This window comes from Micromonospora sp. DT15 (genome assembly GCF_049841475.1).
Lineage (GTDB): Bacteria > Actinomycetota > Actinomycetes > Mycobacteriales > Micromonosporaceae > Micromonospora.
The window spans coordinates 277,194-292,858 of sequence record NZ_JBNCKJ010000011.1 but is presented as its reverse complement, the minus strand read 5'-3'; the positions used below and the strand labels follow the sequence as shown (position 1 = coordinate 292,858).

Annotated in this window: 15 protein-coding genes and 1 riboswitch; of the genes, 7 read left to right on the top strand and 8 right to left on the bottom strand. The window is 72.5% G+C overall.

Annotation, left to right across the window (positions count from 1 at the left end):
• The first annotated feature begins 232 nt into the window (after window positions 1–232).
• Window positions 233–1,201: a Gfo/Idh/MocA family protein gene (locus tag ACLQ3F_RS24525; RefSeq protein WP_425851637.1), complete on the top strand. Its 969-nt coding sequence runs from the start codon at window positions 233–235 to the stop codon at window positions 1,199–1,201.
• Window positions 1,202–1,257: 56 nt separating this feature from the next.
• On the opposite strand, the gene ACLQ3F_RS24520 is transcribed toward ACLQ3F_RS24525, so the two are convergent.
• From ACLQ3F_RS24520 to ACLQ3F_RS24510, 3 genes are all read right to left on the bottom strand, one after another.
• The gene (locus ACLQ3F_RS24520) at window positions 1,258–2,265 is read right to left on the bottom strand and encodes an inorganic phosphate transporter (protein WP_357194058.1); all 1,008 of its coding nucleotides are present in this window, start codon (window positions 2,263–2,265) and stop codon (window positions 1,258–1,260) included.
• A 4-nt stretch (window positions 2,266–2,269) separates the two neighbouring features.
• Entirely contained in the window at window positions 2,270–2,896 is a 627-nt protein-coding gene (locus tag ACLQ3F_RS24515; RefSeq protein ID WP_053655020.1) for a DUF47 domain-containing protein, read from the bottom strand.
• A 127-nt stretch (window positions 2,897–3,023) separates the two neighbouring features.
• The gene (locus ACLQ3F_RS24510) at window positions 3,024–3,965 is read right to left on the bottom strand and encodes a PPK2 family polyphosphate kinase (RefSeq protein ID WP_355005826.1); all 942 of its coding nucleotides are present in this window, start codon (window positions 3,963–3,965) and stop codon (window positions 3,024–3,026) included.
• Between the two features lie 189 nt (window positions 3,966–4,154).
• On the opposite strand from ACLQ3F_RS24510, the gene sigJ reads away from it, so the two are divergent.
• On the top strand, window positions 4,155–5,120 hold the full coding sequence (gene sigJ, locus ACLQ3F_RS24505) for an RNA polymerase sigma factor SigJ (protein WP_425851634.1): 966 nt from the start codon (window positions 4,155–4,157) through the stop codon (window positions 5,118–5,120).
• Window positions 5,121–5,144: 24 nt separating this feature from the next.
• Here sigJ and ACLQ3F_RS24500 read toward each other — a convergent pair whose 3' ends face one another.
• Window positions 5,145–5,651: a DUF402 domain-containing protein gene (locus ACLQ3F_RS24500; protein WP_355005828.1), complete on the bottom strand. Its 507-nt coding sequence runs from the start codon at window positions 5,649–5,651 to the stop codon at window positions 5,145–5,147.
• A gap of 104 nt (window positions 5,652–5,755) precedes the next feature.
• On the opposite strand from ACLQ3F_RS24500, the gene ACLQ3F_RS24495 reads away from it, so the two are divergent.
• Window positions 5,756–7,990 carry an ATP-dependent DNA helicase gene (locus ACLQ3F_RS24495; protein WP_425851632.1) on the top strand — a complete coding sequence of 745 codons (2,235 nt, stop codon included), beginning with the start codon at window positions 5,756–5,758 and terminating at the stop codon, window positions 7,988–7,990.
• Between the two features lie 119 nt (window positions 7,991–8,109).
• On the opposite strand, the gene ACLQ3F_RS24490 is transcribed toward ACLQ3F_RS24495, so the two are convergent.
• The gene (locus tag ACLQ3F_RS24490) at window positions 8,110–9,474 is read right to left on the bottom strand and encodes an AI-2E family transporter (protein ID WP_357194045.1); all 1,365 of its coding nucleotides are present in this window, start codon (window positions 9,472–9,474) and stop codon (window positions 8,110–8,112) included.
• Window positions 9,475–9,579: 105 nt separating this feature from the next.
• On the opposite strand from ACLQ3F_RS24490, the gene ACLQ3F_RS24485 reads away from it, so the two are divergent.
• Both ACLQ3F_RS24485 and ACLQ3F_RS24480 read left to right on the top strand, forming a co-directional pair.
• Entirely contained in the window at window positions 9,580–9,918 is a 339-nt protein-coding gene (locus ACLQ3F_RS24485) for a GroES family chaperonin (protein WP_091402887.1), read from the top strand.
• Between the two features lie 93 nt (window positions 9,919–10,011).
• A complete protein-coding gene (locus ACLQ3F_RS24480; RefSeq protein ID WP_167337262.1) occupies window positions 10,012–10,179 on the top strand; it encodes a hypothetical protein in 168 nt (55 codons plus the stop codon).
• A 244-nt stretch (window positions 10,180–10,423) separates the two neighbouring features.
• Here the strand turns inward: ACLQ3F_RS24480 and ACLQ3F_RS24475 are convergent, their stop codons facing one another.
• On the bottom strand, window positions 10,424–11,914 hold the full coding sequence (locus ACLQ3F_RS24475; RefSeq protein ID WP_425851631.1) for a PrsW family intramembrane metalloprotease: 1,491 nt from the start codon (window positions 11,912–11,914) through the stop codon (window positions 10,424–10,426).
• Between the two features lie 23 nt (window positions 11,915–11,937).
• Window positions 11,938–12,058, top strand: a riboswitch (SAM riboswitch).
• 46 nt (window positions 12,059–12,104) lie between these two features.
• Here ACLQ3F_RS24475 and ACLQ3F_RS24470 point away from each other — a divergent pair.
• On the top strand, window positions 12,105–13,364 hold the full coding sequence (locus tag ACLQ3F_RS24470) for an aminotransferase class V-fold PLP-dependent enzyme (protein WP_425851629.1): 1,260 nt from the start codon (window positions 12,105–12,107) through the stop codon (window positions 13,362–13,364).
• A gap of 24 nt (window positions 13,365–13,388) precedes the next feature.
• Here ACLQ3F_RS24470 and ACLQ3F_RS24465 read toward each other — a convergent pair whose 3' ends face one another.
• Entirely contained in the window at window positions 13,389–14,624 is a 1,236-nt protein-coding gene (locus ACLQ3F_RS24465) for an FUSC family protein (protein WP_425851627.1), read from the bottom strand.
• A 106-nt stretch (window positions 14,625–14,730) separates the two neighbouring features.
• On the opposite strand from ACLQ3F_RS24465, the gene ACLQ3F_RS24460 reads away from it, so the two are divergent.
• Window positions 14,731–15,387, top strand: a complete 657-nt coding sequence (locus ACLQ3F_RS24460; RefSeq protein WP_425851626.1) for an HD domain-containing protein — start codon at window positions 14,731–14,733, stop codon at window positions 15,385–15,387.
• On the opposite strand, the gene ACLQ3F_RS24455 is transcribed toward ACLQ3F_RS24460, so the two are convergent.
• Complete coding sequence (locus ACLQ3F_RS24455) at window positions 15,359–15,643, bottom strand: DUF4031 domain-containing protein (protein WP_357194030.1); 285 nt, start codon at window positions 15,641–15,643, stop codon at window positions 15,359–15,361. The two genes, ACLQ3F_RS24460 and ACLQ3F_RS24455, sit on opposite strands and share 29 nt — an antisense overlap.
• Window positions 15,644–15,665 lie beyond the last annotated feature (22 nt).

The following is a 15,665-nucleotide window of genomic DNA, read 5'->3' as shown; positions in this document are numbered from 1 at the left end:
GCAGCGCGGTCAGCGCGGTCAGCGCGGTCAGCGCGGTCAGCGCGGTCAGCGCGGTCAGCGCGGTCAGCGCGGTCAGCGCGGTCAGCGATTCGAGCGTGATGACCCTGAGACATCAATATGTCTCTGAGTCATCACGCTCATCAGGGCATCAGGCCCGAAGCGTCGGGCCGGGATGTGGTTGCGTCGCAGGCCGGGCGGCGGGCGGTTCACCTGGCTGGGCTAGCGTTCCGGCATGACTCGTTGGGGCATCCTGGCCACCGGCCACATCGCCAGCCGTTTCGCCGAAGACCTCCGGCTGGTGCCGGACGCCGAGTTGGTCGCGGTCGGTTCCCGCGCCGCGGAGAGCGCGCAGCGCTTCGCCGACACGTACGGTGCGAAGCGCGCCTACGGCTCCTGGGTGGAGCTGGCCGCCGACCCGGAGGTGGACGCCATCTACGTGGCGACCCCGCACTCCGCGCACTACGAGGCGGCGATGACCTGCCTCACCGCCGGTCGGGCGGTGCTGTTGGAGAAGCCGTTCACCCTCGACCTGGCCACCAGCACCGAGTTGGTGGAGACCGCCCGCGCCGCCGGGGTCTTCCTGATGGAGGCCATGTGGATGCGGCTGAATCCGATGATCCTGCGGGTCGTCGAGCTGATCGCGGACGGGGCGATCGGCACGGTGACCGGCGTCCGGGCCGACTTCGGGGTGGCCGGGCCGTTCCCGCCGGAGCACCGGATGCGCAACGCGGCGCTGGGCGGGGGCGCCCTGCTCGACCTGGGGATCTACCCGATCAGCCTGGCCCACCTGCTGCTCGGGGTACCGCAGCACATCAGGTCCTGGGCGCAGCTCGGCCCCGAGGGGACGGATGAGAACACCGGCATGCTGTTCGGCTACGACACCGGAGCCCTGGCGACCCTGAGCTGCGGCATGGTCGGGTTGAGCGGGCAGACCGCCTCGATCACCGGCACCACGGGGCGGATCGACCTGCCGGAGCCGTTCTTCCGGCCAGGTTCGGTGACCCTGCACCGGGCCGGCGCGGAGCCGGAGACGATCGTCGCCGACGGGGCCGGCAACGGCTACCAGTACGAGGCGATCGAGGTGCAGCGCTGCCTGGCCGCCGGCCTGACCGAGAGCCCGGCGGTGCCGCACGCCACGACCCTCGAGGTGATGACCCTGCTGGACACGGTCCGCGAGCAGATCGGCGTGCGCTACGTCTGAACGGCGGAAGAGCCCCCGGCCACGGCTGAACCGTGACCGGGGGCCCTTCCGGAGACTCAGCCGAAGAGCGGCCGGACCAGCAGGTACGTGACGCACGCGATCAGCGCGGCGGCCGGGAACGTGATGATCCAGGCGAGCACGATGTTGCCGGCCACGTTCCAGCGAACCGCGGAGAGTCGCTTGGTCGCGCCCACACCCATGATCGCCGAGGTGATGGTGTGGGTGGTGGAGATCGGGGCCTTCAGGACCAGGGCGTTGAAGTAGAGCACCGCGCTGGCGACGGTCTCGGCGGCGAAGCCCTCCGGCGGACCCAGGTCGATGATCTTTCGACCGAGGGTACGGATGATCCGCCAGCCGCCGGCGTAGGTGCCGAGGGCGAGCATCGTCGCCGAGGTCCAGAACACCCAGCCCGGGATGTGCGTCTTGCTCTCCTGGAAACCGCCGGTGTAGAGCGCCAGCACCACGATGCCCATGGTCTTGGCGGCGTCCTGCATGCCGTGGCCGACCGACATGGCGGCTGCCGAGGCGGTCTGCGCCCAACGGAAGCCCCGGTTGAGCTTGCCCGGCTGTCCCTTCCGGAACAGCCACAGGATGGCCAGCATCAGCAGGTAACCGAGGGTGAGGCCGACGATCGGCGACAGCACCATCGGCAGCAGCACCTTCACGCCGATGTTGCCCCACTGCACGATGCCGCCGGTGGAGAGCAGGGTGGCGCCGACCAGGCCGCCGAAGAGCGCGTGCGAGGACGACGAGGGCAGACCGAAGTACCAGGTGATCAGGTTCCAGGCGATCGCTCCGAGCACCCCGGCGAAGACCACGCCGAGGCTGCTCACCCCGGTGGGGAGGGTGACCAGACCGTCACCGACGGTCTTGGCGACGCCGGCGCCGAAGTGGGCGCCGATGAAGTTGCCGACCGCGGCGAGCCCGAGGGCGATCCGCGGTGTCAGCGCCCGGGTGGAGACGCTTGTGGCGATCGCGTTGGCGGCGTCGTGGAAGCCGTTGGTGTAGTCGAACGCCAGGGCCACCGCGATCACCGCCAGCACGGCGATGAGTTCAGGGGACACCGGCTCAGGACTCCTTGACGGCGATGGTCTCGACGGTGTTGGCCACGTGCTCGAAGGCGTCGCAGGCAGCCTCCAGCTCGTCGGCGACCTCCTTCATCTTCAGCACCGTCAACGCGTCGTACTCACCCGAGAAGAGGCGGACGAGCAGCTGCCGGTTGATCCGGTCGCCCTCGTTCTCCAGCCGGTTGCACTCGATCCAGTAGTCCTCGAGGTCCTTCATCGACTTCAGCCGGGGCATCGCGTCGGCGGTCAGCTTGGCCTGCTGGTCGAGCACGTTGACCATCTCGTGCAGCTCGCGGGGCAGCGCCGGAAGCTCGGTCAACCCGTACAGGTAGAGCAGGTCGCCCACCGCTTCCAGGTGGTCCATCACGTCGTCCAGCAACGAGCCGAGCCGGTAGATGTCCTCCCGGTCGAACGGGGTGATGAAAGTCGAGTTGATCTTCTTGTACAGGTCGTGGGTGATCTGGTCGCTGTCGTGCTCGACCTCGGTCAGCCGCTCGCTGACGGACTGCACGTCCACGCCGGGCAGGGCCAGTTCGTTGAGCAGCGCGGTGCCCCGGACCAGGTTCTGCGCGGCCCTGGTGAAGAGCTCGTAGAAGGCGCCCTCGGTGGGGCGGAAGGAAAACTTCACAGCACAGACCTCGTCGCGTCGGTGGAAGGGTGGCGGTGCCCGAGAGCGCCCGCTCGGTGAATGCTAGGAAACGGCGGAACCGGGAATTCGCCGGCCCACCCCTGGCCAGGCGTCATTCACCGCTCGTTCACCTGCCGTTCATCTCGGCCGCCCCACCAGCACCCGCTCCCCCAGCCAGGAGGCGCTTCCGCTCCCGCGCCACGTCGAAATCGGCAGCCGGATACCCCAGTTCGAGCGTGTCGAACGTCTCACGCAGCAGGTGGGCCACCGCCCAGTCCCGGTACCACTTGCGGTCCGCCGGCACCACGAACCAGGGTGCGGCGTCCGTGCCGCACCGGCTCAGGGCCTCGGCGTACGCAGCCTGGTAGTCGTCCCAGTGCCCTCGCGAGTCGATGTCGGAGGGGTTGTACTTCCAGTGCTTACGTGGGTCGGTGAGCCGATCCATCAGGCGCTTGCCCTGCTCGGCGTACGAGATGTGCAGCATCACCTTGATCAGGGTGACGCCGCCCTCGGTCAGCTCCTGCTCGAACGAGTTGATCTCGTCATAGCGGGCTCGCCAGGTCGTCTCCGGCACCAGCGAGCCGACCCGGGCGATCAACACGTCCTCGTAGTGCGAACGGTTGAACATCCCCACGTAGCCCTGCGGTGGCAGCTCACGCCGGATCCGCCAGAGGAAGTCGTGCCGCAACTCCTGGCGGGTCGGCGGCCCGAACGAGCGGATGTGCAGGCCCAGCGGGTTCATCGCGCCGGCCACCCGCTTGATCGTGCCGTCCTTGCCGCCGCAGTCCATGGCCTGGAGCACCAGCAGCACCCGCTGCGCCGGCCGTTCCGACCCGGTCTTGGCCATCGCGAAGAGCATCTCCTGCTGCCGGCCCAGCTCCTCGCCGACCAGTTCCACCTGCTCCCGCGCCCAGGTCTTACGGTGCTCGCCGCGGCCTGCGGGCTCCGGTAGGCCGGGCATGGACCGCGGGTCGATCGCGCCGAGATCCACCGGCGCGGTGACCCGCAGCAGGTCCCGCACGGAACCGCCCTCGGGTGCCACGACCTGCCCTTGCTGGGGTGCGCTCATGCACGGATCATCGCCCACCCACCGCCGTTCCGCCCGCCGAGGCCCACCTCCGAACCTGGCCCGCCGATCGGCACCGACCGACCTGCGCCCACGGCGAGCACCGGTTTGCCGGGCCGTCTCGGGGCAGCCGTGGAGCCCGCTCGGCGGGAGGATGTAGTCCGGGACGCCGACCGGAAGGGGTGGTGGGTCGTGCGGGAGCTGGCGACGGAGTTCGAGGCCGAGCGGGGCCGGTTGCTCGCGGTGGCCCACCGGATGCTGGGCAGCCGCAGCGAGGCGGAGGACGCCGTACAGGAGACCTGGCTGCGCTACGCCGGGGCGCTGGCCGACCCGGTGGCCCGCGCCGAGATCAGGGACCTGTCCGCCTGGCTGACCACCACCTGCGCTCGGATCTGCCTGGACGTGCTCCGCTCGGCCCGGGTCCGCCGGGAGGCGTACCCGGGGCAGTGGCTGCCGGAGCCGGTGGTGAGCCCATTGGGCGGCCGGTCGCCGGCCGACGGCTACGCGCCCGACCCGGCGGAGCGGGCGGTGCGCACCGACGAGGTCGGCACGGCGCTGCTGGTGGTGCTGGAGCGGCTCGCGCCGGAGCAACGGGTCGCCCTCGTCCTGCACGACGTGTTCGCGCTGCCGTTCGCCCGGGTCGCGGGGGTGCTCGGCACCACCGAGGTGGCGGCCCGGCAGCTCGCCTCCCGGGCCCGGCGGGCGGTCACCTCGCCGGACGTACCCCGGCACACCGCCGACCCGGCCGAGCAGCGTCGGGTGCTCGAGGCGTTCGTCGCCGCCACCGAGTCCGGCGAGTTGGATCAGCTGCTTCAGGTGCTCGCGCCGGACGTGGTCTTCGTCGGCGACTCGGGCGGACACTTCCCGGCCGCCCGCTGGCCGGTGTTCGGCGCGGACCCCGTGGCTCGCCTCACGCTCGGCCTGTTCGGCCGGACCGGCCGGTACACCGGCCGGGTGCTGGCTCGGCCCGTGCTCGTCGACGGCATTCTCGGCCTCCAGCTGGAGACCACGCACAGCGATGGTCGACCGATTCGCCTGGTCACCGCGTTCGCTGTCGACCAGGGCCGGATCACCGCCATCTACAACCAGCTCAACCCGGAGAAACTGACCGACCTGCCGCCACTGGGCGCCGACGACGGCTGGCCGCCACGCTGGTGAGCCGGCCAGACCGGCCGTGCGGCCTCAGACCACCAGGGCCAACCACTTGCGGTACGCGGTGGCGAACGGCTCGGTGCCGTCGCCGAGCGCCCTCAGCAGCCGCTGTGCCGCGGCCTCGGCCTCGGCCACCACATCGTCCGGGTAGCCGAACCGGGCCCGGTGCTCGGCGAACTCGTCCTCGTCGAGCAGCTCCACCAGGCCGGTGGCCCGACGCCTGACGACGTCCAGGTCCAGGTCGATCAGGTGGACCGTGTCGTCGGACTCCCAGCGGGCCGGGGTGGTGATGTCGCAGTAGACCTCGCTGGTGCGGGGTGGGGGGTTGAACATGCCCGTCCACCAGGCGCGGTGTGGCACCAACAGCACGAACGGGATCTTCTCCACCGAGGGACGGCCGTGGTAGACCGATTCGGTGCCCTCCGGCACGCCGAGCCATACGCCGAGATCGTCCTCGGTGAGCCGGCGGGCCGGGTAGTCGCGGTGGGCGCTGCCGTCGTACTTGCGGTAGATCACTCGGACCATGTCGCTCGGCATGATTCGCACCCTAACCGATACAGCCCAACGCGTCGTAGCGTGGCCGTAACCGGACGGGGTCGGCTGCTACACCTCGCCCCGGTCGGCATCGCGCCACGCGGCGGATGGGCGCGGTCGGTGTCGGCGGCGCCGGGTACCGTCGCACGGTGACTCCGCCCCGCACCGCCACCGGTTCCGCCACCCCGTCGGCCCGTGCCAAGGGCCGGCGGCGGGGTGCCCGACCCAGTGGCACCGAGCTGCTGGCGGCGGCGGTCGGCGCGGTGCCCGGCGGCGCGGAGCGCCCCGGCCAACTGCAGATGACCACGGCGATCGAGGAGTGCGTGGCCGGCGGCGAGCATCTGCTCGTGCAGGCCGGCACCGGCACCGGCAAGTCGCTGGCGTACCTCGCGCCGGCGCTCACTGTGGACGGTCCGGTGGTGGTCTCCACTGCCACCCTGGCGTTGCAGTCCCAGCTGGTCGACCACGACCTGCCCCGGCTCGCCGACGCGGTCGAGCCGGTGCTCGGCCGTCGGCCCACCTTCGCCGTACTCAAGGGCCGCCATCACTACCTCTGCCTCGCCCGACTGGACAACTCCACCGAGGAGGAGCCGGAGGACACCCTCTTCGACGCCCCCGCGGCGCGCCCCGGCGGCGGCACGCTCGGCAAGCCTGGCCCGGCCCAGCCGGTGAAGTGGCTCGGTGAGGCGGGCCGGCTGGGCAAGCAGGTCGAGCGGCTGCGCGACTGGGCCGAGAAGACCGCCACCGGCGACCGGGACGAGCTGGACCCGGGCGTCGAGGACCAAGCCTGGCGGCTGGTGTCGATGCCGGCACGCGAGTGCGTCGGCGCGGCCCGTTGCCCGTTCGGGCAGGAGTGCTTCGCCGAGGCGTCGCGGGCCCGCGCCCGGGAGGCCGACATCGTGGTGACCAACCACAGCCTGCTCGCTGTCGACATGCTCGCCGACCGGCACATCGTGCCGCCGCACAAGCTGCTCATCGTCGACGAGGCGCACGAGCTGGCCGACCGCGTCTCCTCCGCCGCCCAGGCGGAGCTGGTGCCCGAGCTGATCGACCGGACCACCCGGCGGGCCCGTACGCTGCTGCGCCCGGAGACCGCCGAGGCGCTCACCGCCGCCGGGGACGCCCTGGCGGTCGGGCTGGCCGAGGCGCCGGCCGGGCGGATCACCGCGGGGCTGCCGACGCCACTGCGGGAGGCGTGCACGCTGCTCGACGCGGCGACCCGCTCCGCCCTGGACGCGATCGGCGACATCAAGGCCGACGACCCCGACCCGGTCCGTAAGCAGCAGGCCAAGGCTGCCCTGGACGAGCTCTCCACCACCGCGCAGCGGCTACTGGAGGAGGGCGACCACGACGTGGCCTGGGTGGAGAAGAACGACAGCGGCAACCGCCGGGCGCTGGTGGTCGCGCCGCTGTCGGTGGCCGGCACCCTCGCCACCCACCTGTACGACGAACGCACCGTCGTGGCCACCTCGGCGACCCTGGCGCTGGGCGGCCGGTTCGACACGGTCGCCCGCGCCCTCGGGCTGGACGCGCCACCGCCCGCCCCGCCGACCCCCGCCGCGGCCGCACAGGCCGCCCGTACCGGCCCCGGCCGGCCGGCTGCCGAAGCGCCCGGCCGTCGCCTCGCCGGCGACGTCACCCCGAACGCCGTCGTCCCGGCCACCGAGGGCCCCGGGTGGCGGTCACTCGACGTCGGTTCGCCGTTCGACTACGCCCGGCAGGGCATCCTTTACGTCGCCGCGCACCTCCCCCGCCCCAGCGTCTCCGGGTTGCCCGATGCTGCCGGGGAGGAACTGCTCGGGCTGGTCGAGGCGCTCGGTGGTCGTACTCTCGGGCTCTTCTCCTCCCGGCGGGCCGCACAGCAGGCGGCGGAGCTGGTGCGTGCGCGGACCGACCTGCCGGTCCTGCTTCAGGGCGAGGAGGCGCTGCCGCTGTTGGTGCGTCGCTTCCGCGAGGAGCGCGCCAGCTGCCTGTTCGGGGTGATGTCGCTCTGGCAGGGGGTGGACGTGCCGGGCGACGCCTGTCAGCTCGTCGTCATCGACCGGCTGCCCTTCCCCCGCCCGGACGAACCGCTGGCGGCGGCCCGCGCGGCGGCGGTGGACGCGGGCGGCGGCTCCGGCTTCGCAGCGGTCAGCGTGCCGATCGCGGCGGTGAGGCTGGCGCAGGGCGTCGGCCGGCTGATCCGGGCGACCGGCGACAAGGGCGTGGTCGCGGTGCTGGACTCCCGACTGGAGACGGCGCGGGGCTACGGGCCGTTCCTGCGCCGCTCGCTGCCCCCGTTCTGGTACACCACGCGCCCCGAGGTGGCCCGAGGCGCCCTGGAACGTCTCGCCAAGTCCTGACCCTCGCCGCGCCGCACCTGGGCCGGTCTGGCCGGCCCACGATCGCGCTACGACACGGAAAGAGTGGTCTCCCGCTGCCGGGAGGCCACTCTTTCCGTGATCTGGCGGGACGCGCGGGCCTAGGGGGCCTGGGAGGCGACGACCACGGCGTCGGGCGGGGTGTCCGGCACCCTGCGGGCGGCGAGCCGGCGGACCGCGGTGTTCAGCACCGCGATGAGCGGCACGGAGACCAGCGCGCCGGTGATGCCCGCGAGTACGACGCCGGCAGCGATACCGATGATCACCGCGAGCGGGTGCAGGGCGACCGCCCGGCCCATGATCAGCGGTTGCAGGATGTGACCCTCCACCTGCTGCACGACGATCACCGCAGCGAGGATGATCAACGCGGTGACCGGGCCGCTGTCGACGAGGGCCACCAACACCGCCACGCCGCCGGAGAGCGCCGCACCGACGATCGGGATGAACGCGCCGAGGAAGACCAGCGCGGCCAGCGGGAAGGCGAACGGGATGTCGAAGGCGACCAGGAAGATGCCGATGCCGACCGCGTCGATGAAGGCGACAAGCACTGTCGCGCGGACGTAGGCGACAAGCGTCTGCCAGGAGGCGCGGCCGGCGTCGTCGACCTTCCACCGAGCGGCCACCGGCAGCAGCCGGACCAGGAACCGCCAGATCCGGTTGCCGTCGCGCAGGAAGAAGAACGTCGCGAAGAGCACCAGCAGCGTGCCGGTCAGCACCTCGGCCAGCGTCGCGGCGGTGCTCAGCGCGCCGCTGGTGAACCTTGAGGTGTTGTTGTTGATCCAGGCCTGCGCCTCGTCGATGTAGCGGTCGAGCTGGGTGTCGGAAAGGTGCAGCGGGCCCGTCTTCAGCCAGTTCTGGATCTGCCGGACGCCCTCCGAGGACTTCTCGCTCAGCTCCGGTACGCCACGGATGAACTCGTTGACCACCAGCGTCAGCGTGCCGATCACCGCGGCCAGGCCGCCGACCAGCACCACCGCCGTCGCCAGCGACCGGGGGAACCGGACCCGCAGCAACCAGCCCACCGCAGGGGCGAGCAGTGCGGAGAGCAGCAGCGCGATGGCCAGCGGAATGATCACGATCTTGACCGTGCCGACGATCCGCAGCAGCGCCCAGGCCACCACGCCGATCACGATCAGTCGCCAACACCACGCGGCGGCGATCCGCAACCCGTGCGGAACGTCGGCGTCGTCCCGACTGGAGGTGGAGCTGTGCAGGTCCACCGGAGGTTCCGCGCCGTAGACAGCGGCGCTCGGCGGCGCGGTCGGCCCCGGCACGGCCGGCGACGCCACCCGGGCCGCCTCCGACGCGTCGTTCAACGCGTCACTCGCGGCGCCCTCGTCGGCAGGCGCCGACTCCTGTCGTGACTGGTAGGCGCGGCGAAGCCGCCCGCGTACCCGCTCGAAGCGGCTCAAGCGCACCTCCTGGCAGAAAACCCGGCCCGCCGACGGCGACAGGTCGGACAGCATACGTCCGTTCCCGACACCGTAGGGCGGTTCCGCCACACAATGCCCCGACCACCTCCGGCGTAACCACCGGCCGGCCACCGTCGGCCACACGGTAGCGTCTGCGACGTGACCGCCGACAACGATCTCGACGCCGGCCTGCCGATCCGCCTGCTGCACGACCGCGTGCTGGTGCGGATGGAGGGCAGCGAGGGCGAACGCCGCTCCACCGCTGGCATCGTCATTCCGGCGACCGCAGCGGTCGGCAAGCGCCTCGCCTGGGCCACTGCGGTCGGAGTGGGGCCGAACGTGCGCGCCATCGTCTCCGGCGACCGGGTGCTCTTCGACCCGGACGAGCGCTCCGAGGTCGAGCTGCACGGTCGCGGTTACGTGCTGCTGCGGGAGCGGGACGTGCACGCCGTGGCCGCCGAGCGGATCGAGAACGACTCGACCGGCCTCTACCTCTGACGCACCTCCCCCGGCCACCAGGCCCCGTCGCGCACCGTTTGCCCAGCCGCACGACGGGAAGCCATCCGGCGACCGTGGCCCTGGGGAGGGACGATGCCGGTATTCGTGAAGAAGCTGTTGACCTGGGGCAGTGTCGCGTTCCTGATCTACTTCATGGCCTTTCGGCCGGACGGCGCCGCGCAGATGTTCCGGGCGATCGGCGCCGCGCTGATCGCAATGTTCCAGGGCCTCGGCGACTTCCTAACCTCGCTGATGACCTGACGCCCAGCGAGGCCACGTCGACGCCACGCCACGCCGATCATGGAGTTGTGGTGCCGGACAAAGTCCACAAGTAGTGCCAAGCCAGGCACCACAACTCCATGATCGACCGGAGTCGGCCGCGATCTTGCACTTACTGTCGCGGCGTAGAGGGCATTCCACGCTTTTCGACGACCGAAACTGCAAGATCGGCGCGGGCGCGGGCGCGGGCGGGGGCGGGGGCGGGGGCGGGGGCTTGGCGGCGGTGTCAGGGGTGCGTTGGCGGCCAGGGGGAGGCCGGGCGCAGGCTGGGCCGGCCGGGCGGGGCGTAACCCATGGGAGCCGGGGCGGGAGCCAGCACCACCGGGATCGGCACCACCGGCTCGTCCGGCGCGTCCACCGCGCGCTCGGTGCCGTCCGGGAAGCGCAGGTGGTAGCGGCTGCCGTCCCAGACCCCCGCCGGGGCCTGCGGGTCCCGACCCACGAAGAACGACCGGTATCCGGTGATCGCGTCCAGCAGTTCCCGCTCCTCGCGGGCGGTCCGCTCCTGGTCGGCGGGTTTGCGGTCCAGGCCGCGCAGCGCCCCGTCGCGCAGCAGGGCCAGCCGGGTGGCGGCGGACTGGTAACCCCGCATCGCCCGCACCCCGGCGTCGCCGGCCACCCGCCGCGCCCAACTGCGGGCTGCGTGCCGCCGGCCGAGACTGCTCAGGGCGGCCACCTCGGGCGGGCTGAGCCAGCCGGCGCGTACGTAGTCGGGCAGGACCCGCTCGGTGAGTCGCCCCTCCCAGGCGCGCAGCCACAGCGCCAGCCCCACGGTGCCGAAGAAGACCGGCACCATGAGGCCCAGGAAGCCGTACAGCATGATCATGGCCTCGCCGGTGGCCTGGGTCAGCGTGGGCAGCAGGTTCCACGTGCCGTGCAGCATCATCGCCAGCAGCAGGCCGGCGATCGGGGCGAGCACCCGGATGCGCCGGTCCGCCGTCCGGGAGGCGATACCCAACCCGACACCGGTCATCGAGGTGAAAAGGGGATGGGCGAAACCGAACAGCAGGATCCGCAGGATGAAGATCGCGATGACCTGCTGGATGCCGGTGGCCGGGCCGTACCGGTCGGCGCCGGACGCGTAGCCCAAGCCGCCCAGGTAGAGGATGTTCTCCACCATCGCGAAGCCGACCGCGGCGAGCCCGCAGTAGACCAGGCCGTCGGTGATCCCCGACCACTCGCGGCGGCGGAACACCAGCAGCAGGATCGGGCCCAGCGCCTTGGTCAGCTCTTCGATGAACGGCGCCACCAGCACCCCGGTGAGCGCCGACGGCAGGCCCCAGTCGGCGAAGCGGTTGGCCGCGAAGTCGTTCACGGTGAGCGAGGCGGCGGTGGAGACGAACGCCCCCCAGGCGAAGCAGAAGATCAGATACTTCAGCGGCTCCGGTTCGTACCGGTCCAGCCAGAGGAAGCAGCCGACCAGCACCGGCACCGGCAGAATGGCGGCGACCACCCCGATCAGCAGGGCCTGCGCACCGAGCGACTGGCCGAGCGTGAAGACCATGAAGACCGCGCACGCCGCGATCAACAGCACCACCCCGGCCAGCACCAGGAACCGCCGCCAGCCCAGTCGGCGCAGCGGCATTCGCGGCGTCTCACCCATGGGCGGGCCGGCGGGCGCGGGCGGGGAGGCGGGCGCAGGCGGCAGCGGTGAACCGGGCGGGGTGTCGGCCATGCGGTCAGCGTAGCCATCCGCCGCCGGCTGGTTCGGTCGCATCGGCAGCCGCTATGCTGCCGGCAGGTCACGAGCGCCAGCGTCAAGCCCCGGCTTGCTGGCCGGCAACCCTCGTCGAGTTCGCGGTGGGGTGCCCCGGGTGATGACCGGGCCCAGCCCGATCGGTGTGCTGGGCAAGCGCGGACCCCGTCCCGATGTCGCACCCGGGGTCCCTGACCCCGGAGGTTCCGGCGTGTCCGTCACTCTCGTACCCTCGCTGCCCAGCCTGCCCACCGTGCCGTCCGCGTCGCTCGACGTCCTCGGTGTGCCCGGCGAGATCAACCTGGACTACGCGGCCAGTGCGCCGTGCGCGCGGGTCGCCGCCGACGCGGTGGCAGAGCTGCTGCCCTGGTACGCCAGCGTGCATCGCGGGGCGGGAGCGCTGTCGCGGCGCTGCACCCTCGCGTACGAGCAGGCCCGGCAGACGATCGGGGACTTCTTCGGCGCTCGCGCCGACGATCATGTGATCTTCACCCGCAACACCACCGACGCGCTCAACCTGCTGGCACGGGCCGTGCCGGCCGGCACCACAGTGGTCACGTTCGCTGGCGAACACCACGCCAACCTGCTGCCCTGGCCGCGCGGGTCGGTGCGGCTGCCGGTGCCCAGCGACCCCGACGGGGCGGTACGCGATCTCGCCGCCGCCCTCACCGAGCTGCGCCGGGGCAGCAGCCCGGCGTTGCCGGTGCTGGTAGCGGTTACCGGTGCGAGCAACGTGACGGGTGAGCGGTGGCCGGTCGCCGAACTGGCGCGGGTGGCGCACCGGCACGGTGCCCGGATCGTGCTCGACGCCGCGCAGCTCGCCCCGCACGCCCCGGTCGACCTGCTCGCGCTGGACGTCGACTACCTGGCCGTGTCCGGCCATAAGCTGTACGCGCCGTTCGGCGCGGGCGTGCTGATCGGTCGCGGCGACTGGCTGGACGCCGCCCCGCCCTACCTGGCCGGCGGTGGTGCCACCAGCCACGTCGGGCCGGCTACCCACGACGTGACCTGGGCGACCGGCCCGGCCCGACACGAGGGCGGCACCCCGAATCTGCTCGGAGCGGTCGCGCTGGCGGCGGTGTGCAGGGCGCTCGACGAGGCGGACCAGAGCGCGCTGGCCGCCCACGAGCAGGCCCTGCTGGCCCGGCTCCGGACCGGCCTCGCCGCCCTGCCGCACGTCGTCGAGCTGCGCACCTTCGGCCCGGACGCGCCCCGGGTCGGCATCGTCTCATTCGTGGTCGCCGGCTGGGACTCCACCGAGGTGGCCACCCGGCTGGCCGCCGAGCACCACATCGGCGTACGGGACGGGTTGTTCTGTGCCCACCCGCTGGCCCGGCGTCTGCTCGGCGAGGCGGCGGGGCGTACCGGCCGCCGGGACCTGCCGCCCACCGCGCTGCGGGCCAGCATCGGGTTGGGCAGCACGGCCGCCGAGGTGGACCGGCTGCTCGCGGCCCTGGCCGAGCTGGCCTGAGGTCCGCCCGGCGGTCGTTTCCGCTCAGCCGACCGGCGGGGCGGTGGGTGGCTTCGGCGTCTCGCCGGGCTCGGCGGGCTCACCGACCGGGCGCTCCTGCTCCCCGAAGGCGGTGCGGATCCACCGGTTCGCCTCCTCCTGCTCGATGCCGGAGGCGACAAGCAGGTCGCTCGCTGTCGTCCGGATCTGGGCGATCACCACGCTTCCGGAGAACCCCACCCCTGCGCCGTACGCCCGGCCGGCCTCGCTGACCGCCCGCAGCGACCGCTCCCGGGCCTCCTCCGGCTCCTCACCGGCGGCGAACTCGTGCTTGAGCAGCCGGACCGACTCGGCGAGGTGACCGATCGCGTCCGGCATCGGATCGGGTACCGGTTCCTCGTCCTCGACCAGCGTGACGGACCGGCGGATCAGGGTGCCGCTGTTGCGCATCGCCCGGTCGATCGGGTCGGCCGCCTCGGCGTAGTGGGTCAGTTCGTCGCGGCGGTGCCAGCGGGCCGGGGAGAGAGTGGCGGTCTCCTTCGCCCCCTCGATCGCCTCGCCCAGCGTGGCCAGCTCCTCCTTGTTGTTGCGCAGCCTCTCCAGTGCGGCCTGGATGGTGGCGCGGTCCCGGTTGCGCAGCCCGTCGGCGGTGGCGTCGAGCTGGGCGGCGAGCAGGTCCAGGGCGGGGCGGGCCGCCCGGTTGATCACCCGGAGTGGGTTCAGTGGCAGCAGCACCGCCGTGACCAGCAGCGCGATCCCACCGCCGAGGAACGCGTCGACGAAGCGGGGGATCTCCAGGTTCTGGGTCGACGGGCTCAGCGTCACGATCAGCACCGCCGTGGCCGCCGCCTGGATGACGATGGCCACGCTCGCTCCGGCGAAGATGGTGAGCAGGATCGCCACGGTGACCACCAGGCCGAGCTGCCACGCCCCGGTGCCGAGCAGGTAGATCAGGAGGTCGCCGACGAAAACCCCAACCCCCACCCCGACGATCAGCTCCACCGTCCGGCGGAACCGCTGACCGACCGACGCGGCCAGGGTGCCGACCGCGGAGATCGGGGCGAAGACCGGTTGCGGGTTGCCGAGCACCTTGTGCGAGATCAGGTACGCGAGCCCGGCGGCCAGCCCGGCCTGCACCGCGAGTCCGCCGGCCATCCGTACCCGGTGCAGCCGATCGTGCAGGGTGGCCCGGCTGCGGTGGCGCAGTTGCTCGGTGGCCTCGGCGATCCGTGCGCCGTCGATGTCCACCAAACCGTCGCGCAGCGCGGTACGTCGCACCATCGGCTGTCGCTTGTCCCGGGCCACGGCCATGGGCGCGACTACCCGTGGTGGCCCCGCTGAACCCTCCCTACCCGCGCGTCGCGGGCGGATGCGGCAGACTCGGGCGGTGGTTGATCTGTTGGACCGGTGGCGGGCGGCGGCCCGGGGTGCCGGCGCGAGGCCCGATCCGGAGACCACCAGGGCCGGCGAGCAGTTGATCGCCCGCTGGCGGGAGCCGCACCGGCACTACCACACGGTGGCCCACCTGACGGCGGTGCTCGATGTGGTGGACCAGCACGCCGACCTGGCCGCCCGGGCCGATGCGGTCCGGCTGGCGGCCTGGTTCCACGACGCGGTCTACGACCCCCGTGCCAGCGGCGACGCCAACGAACGGGACAGCGCCGCGCTGGCCGAGAGCGTGCTCACCGGGCTCGGGGTGCCGGAGCCCACGGTGGCCGAGGTGCGCCGGCTGGTGCTGCTCACCGCCGGGCACGCTCTGACGCCGGGCGACCGGGACGGCGTGCTGCTCTGCGACGCGGACCTGGCCGTGCTGGCCGCGCCGCCGGCCAGCTACGAGCGTTACGCGGCGGCGATCCGCCGGGAGTACGCCCACGTGCCGGAGCCGGCCTTCCGGGCTGGGCGGGCCGCCGTGCTGACCGGCCTGCTGTCGCTGCCGGCGCTGTTCCGGTCGCCACCGCTGGCGAGCCGGTGGGAAGAGCCCGCCCGGGACAATGTGCGCCGCGAGCTGGCCACCCTCACCGGGGCACCGGAGAACGCGGGTTGACCAGGTGCTTCGGCCGACGCAGGTCGGCGGCGCGGAGCAACCGGACCAGCTCCCGGCTCGGCACCACCTGGGCACCGAGCCACACCGCCGCCGCGAACCGGTCCGCGGGGATGTCGTAGTGGTCCCGGTCGAAGCCCCGCCGGGGCGCGCCGAGCGCCTCGGCGAAGGCGTGCAGCTCGGCGTACGAGACGTCACTGATCAGGTGCGACCAGAGCCGGCCGCGCCACGGCCAGGCCGGCCGGTCCAGGTAGAGCACGGTGCCACGTTAACCCGCTCAG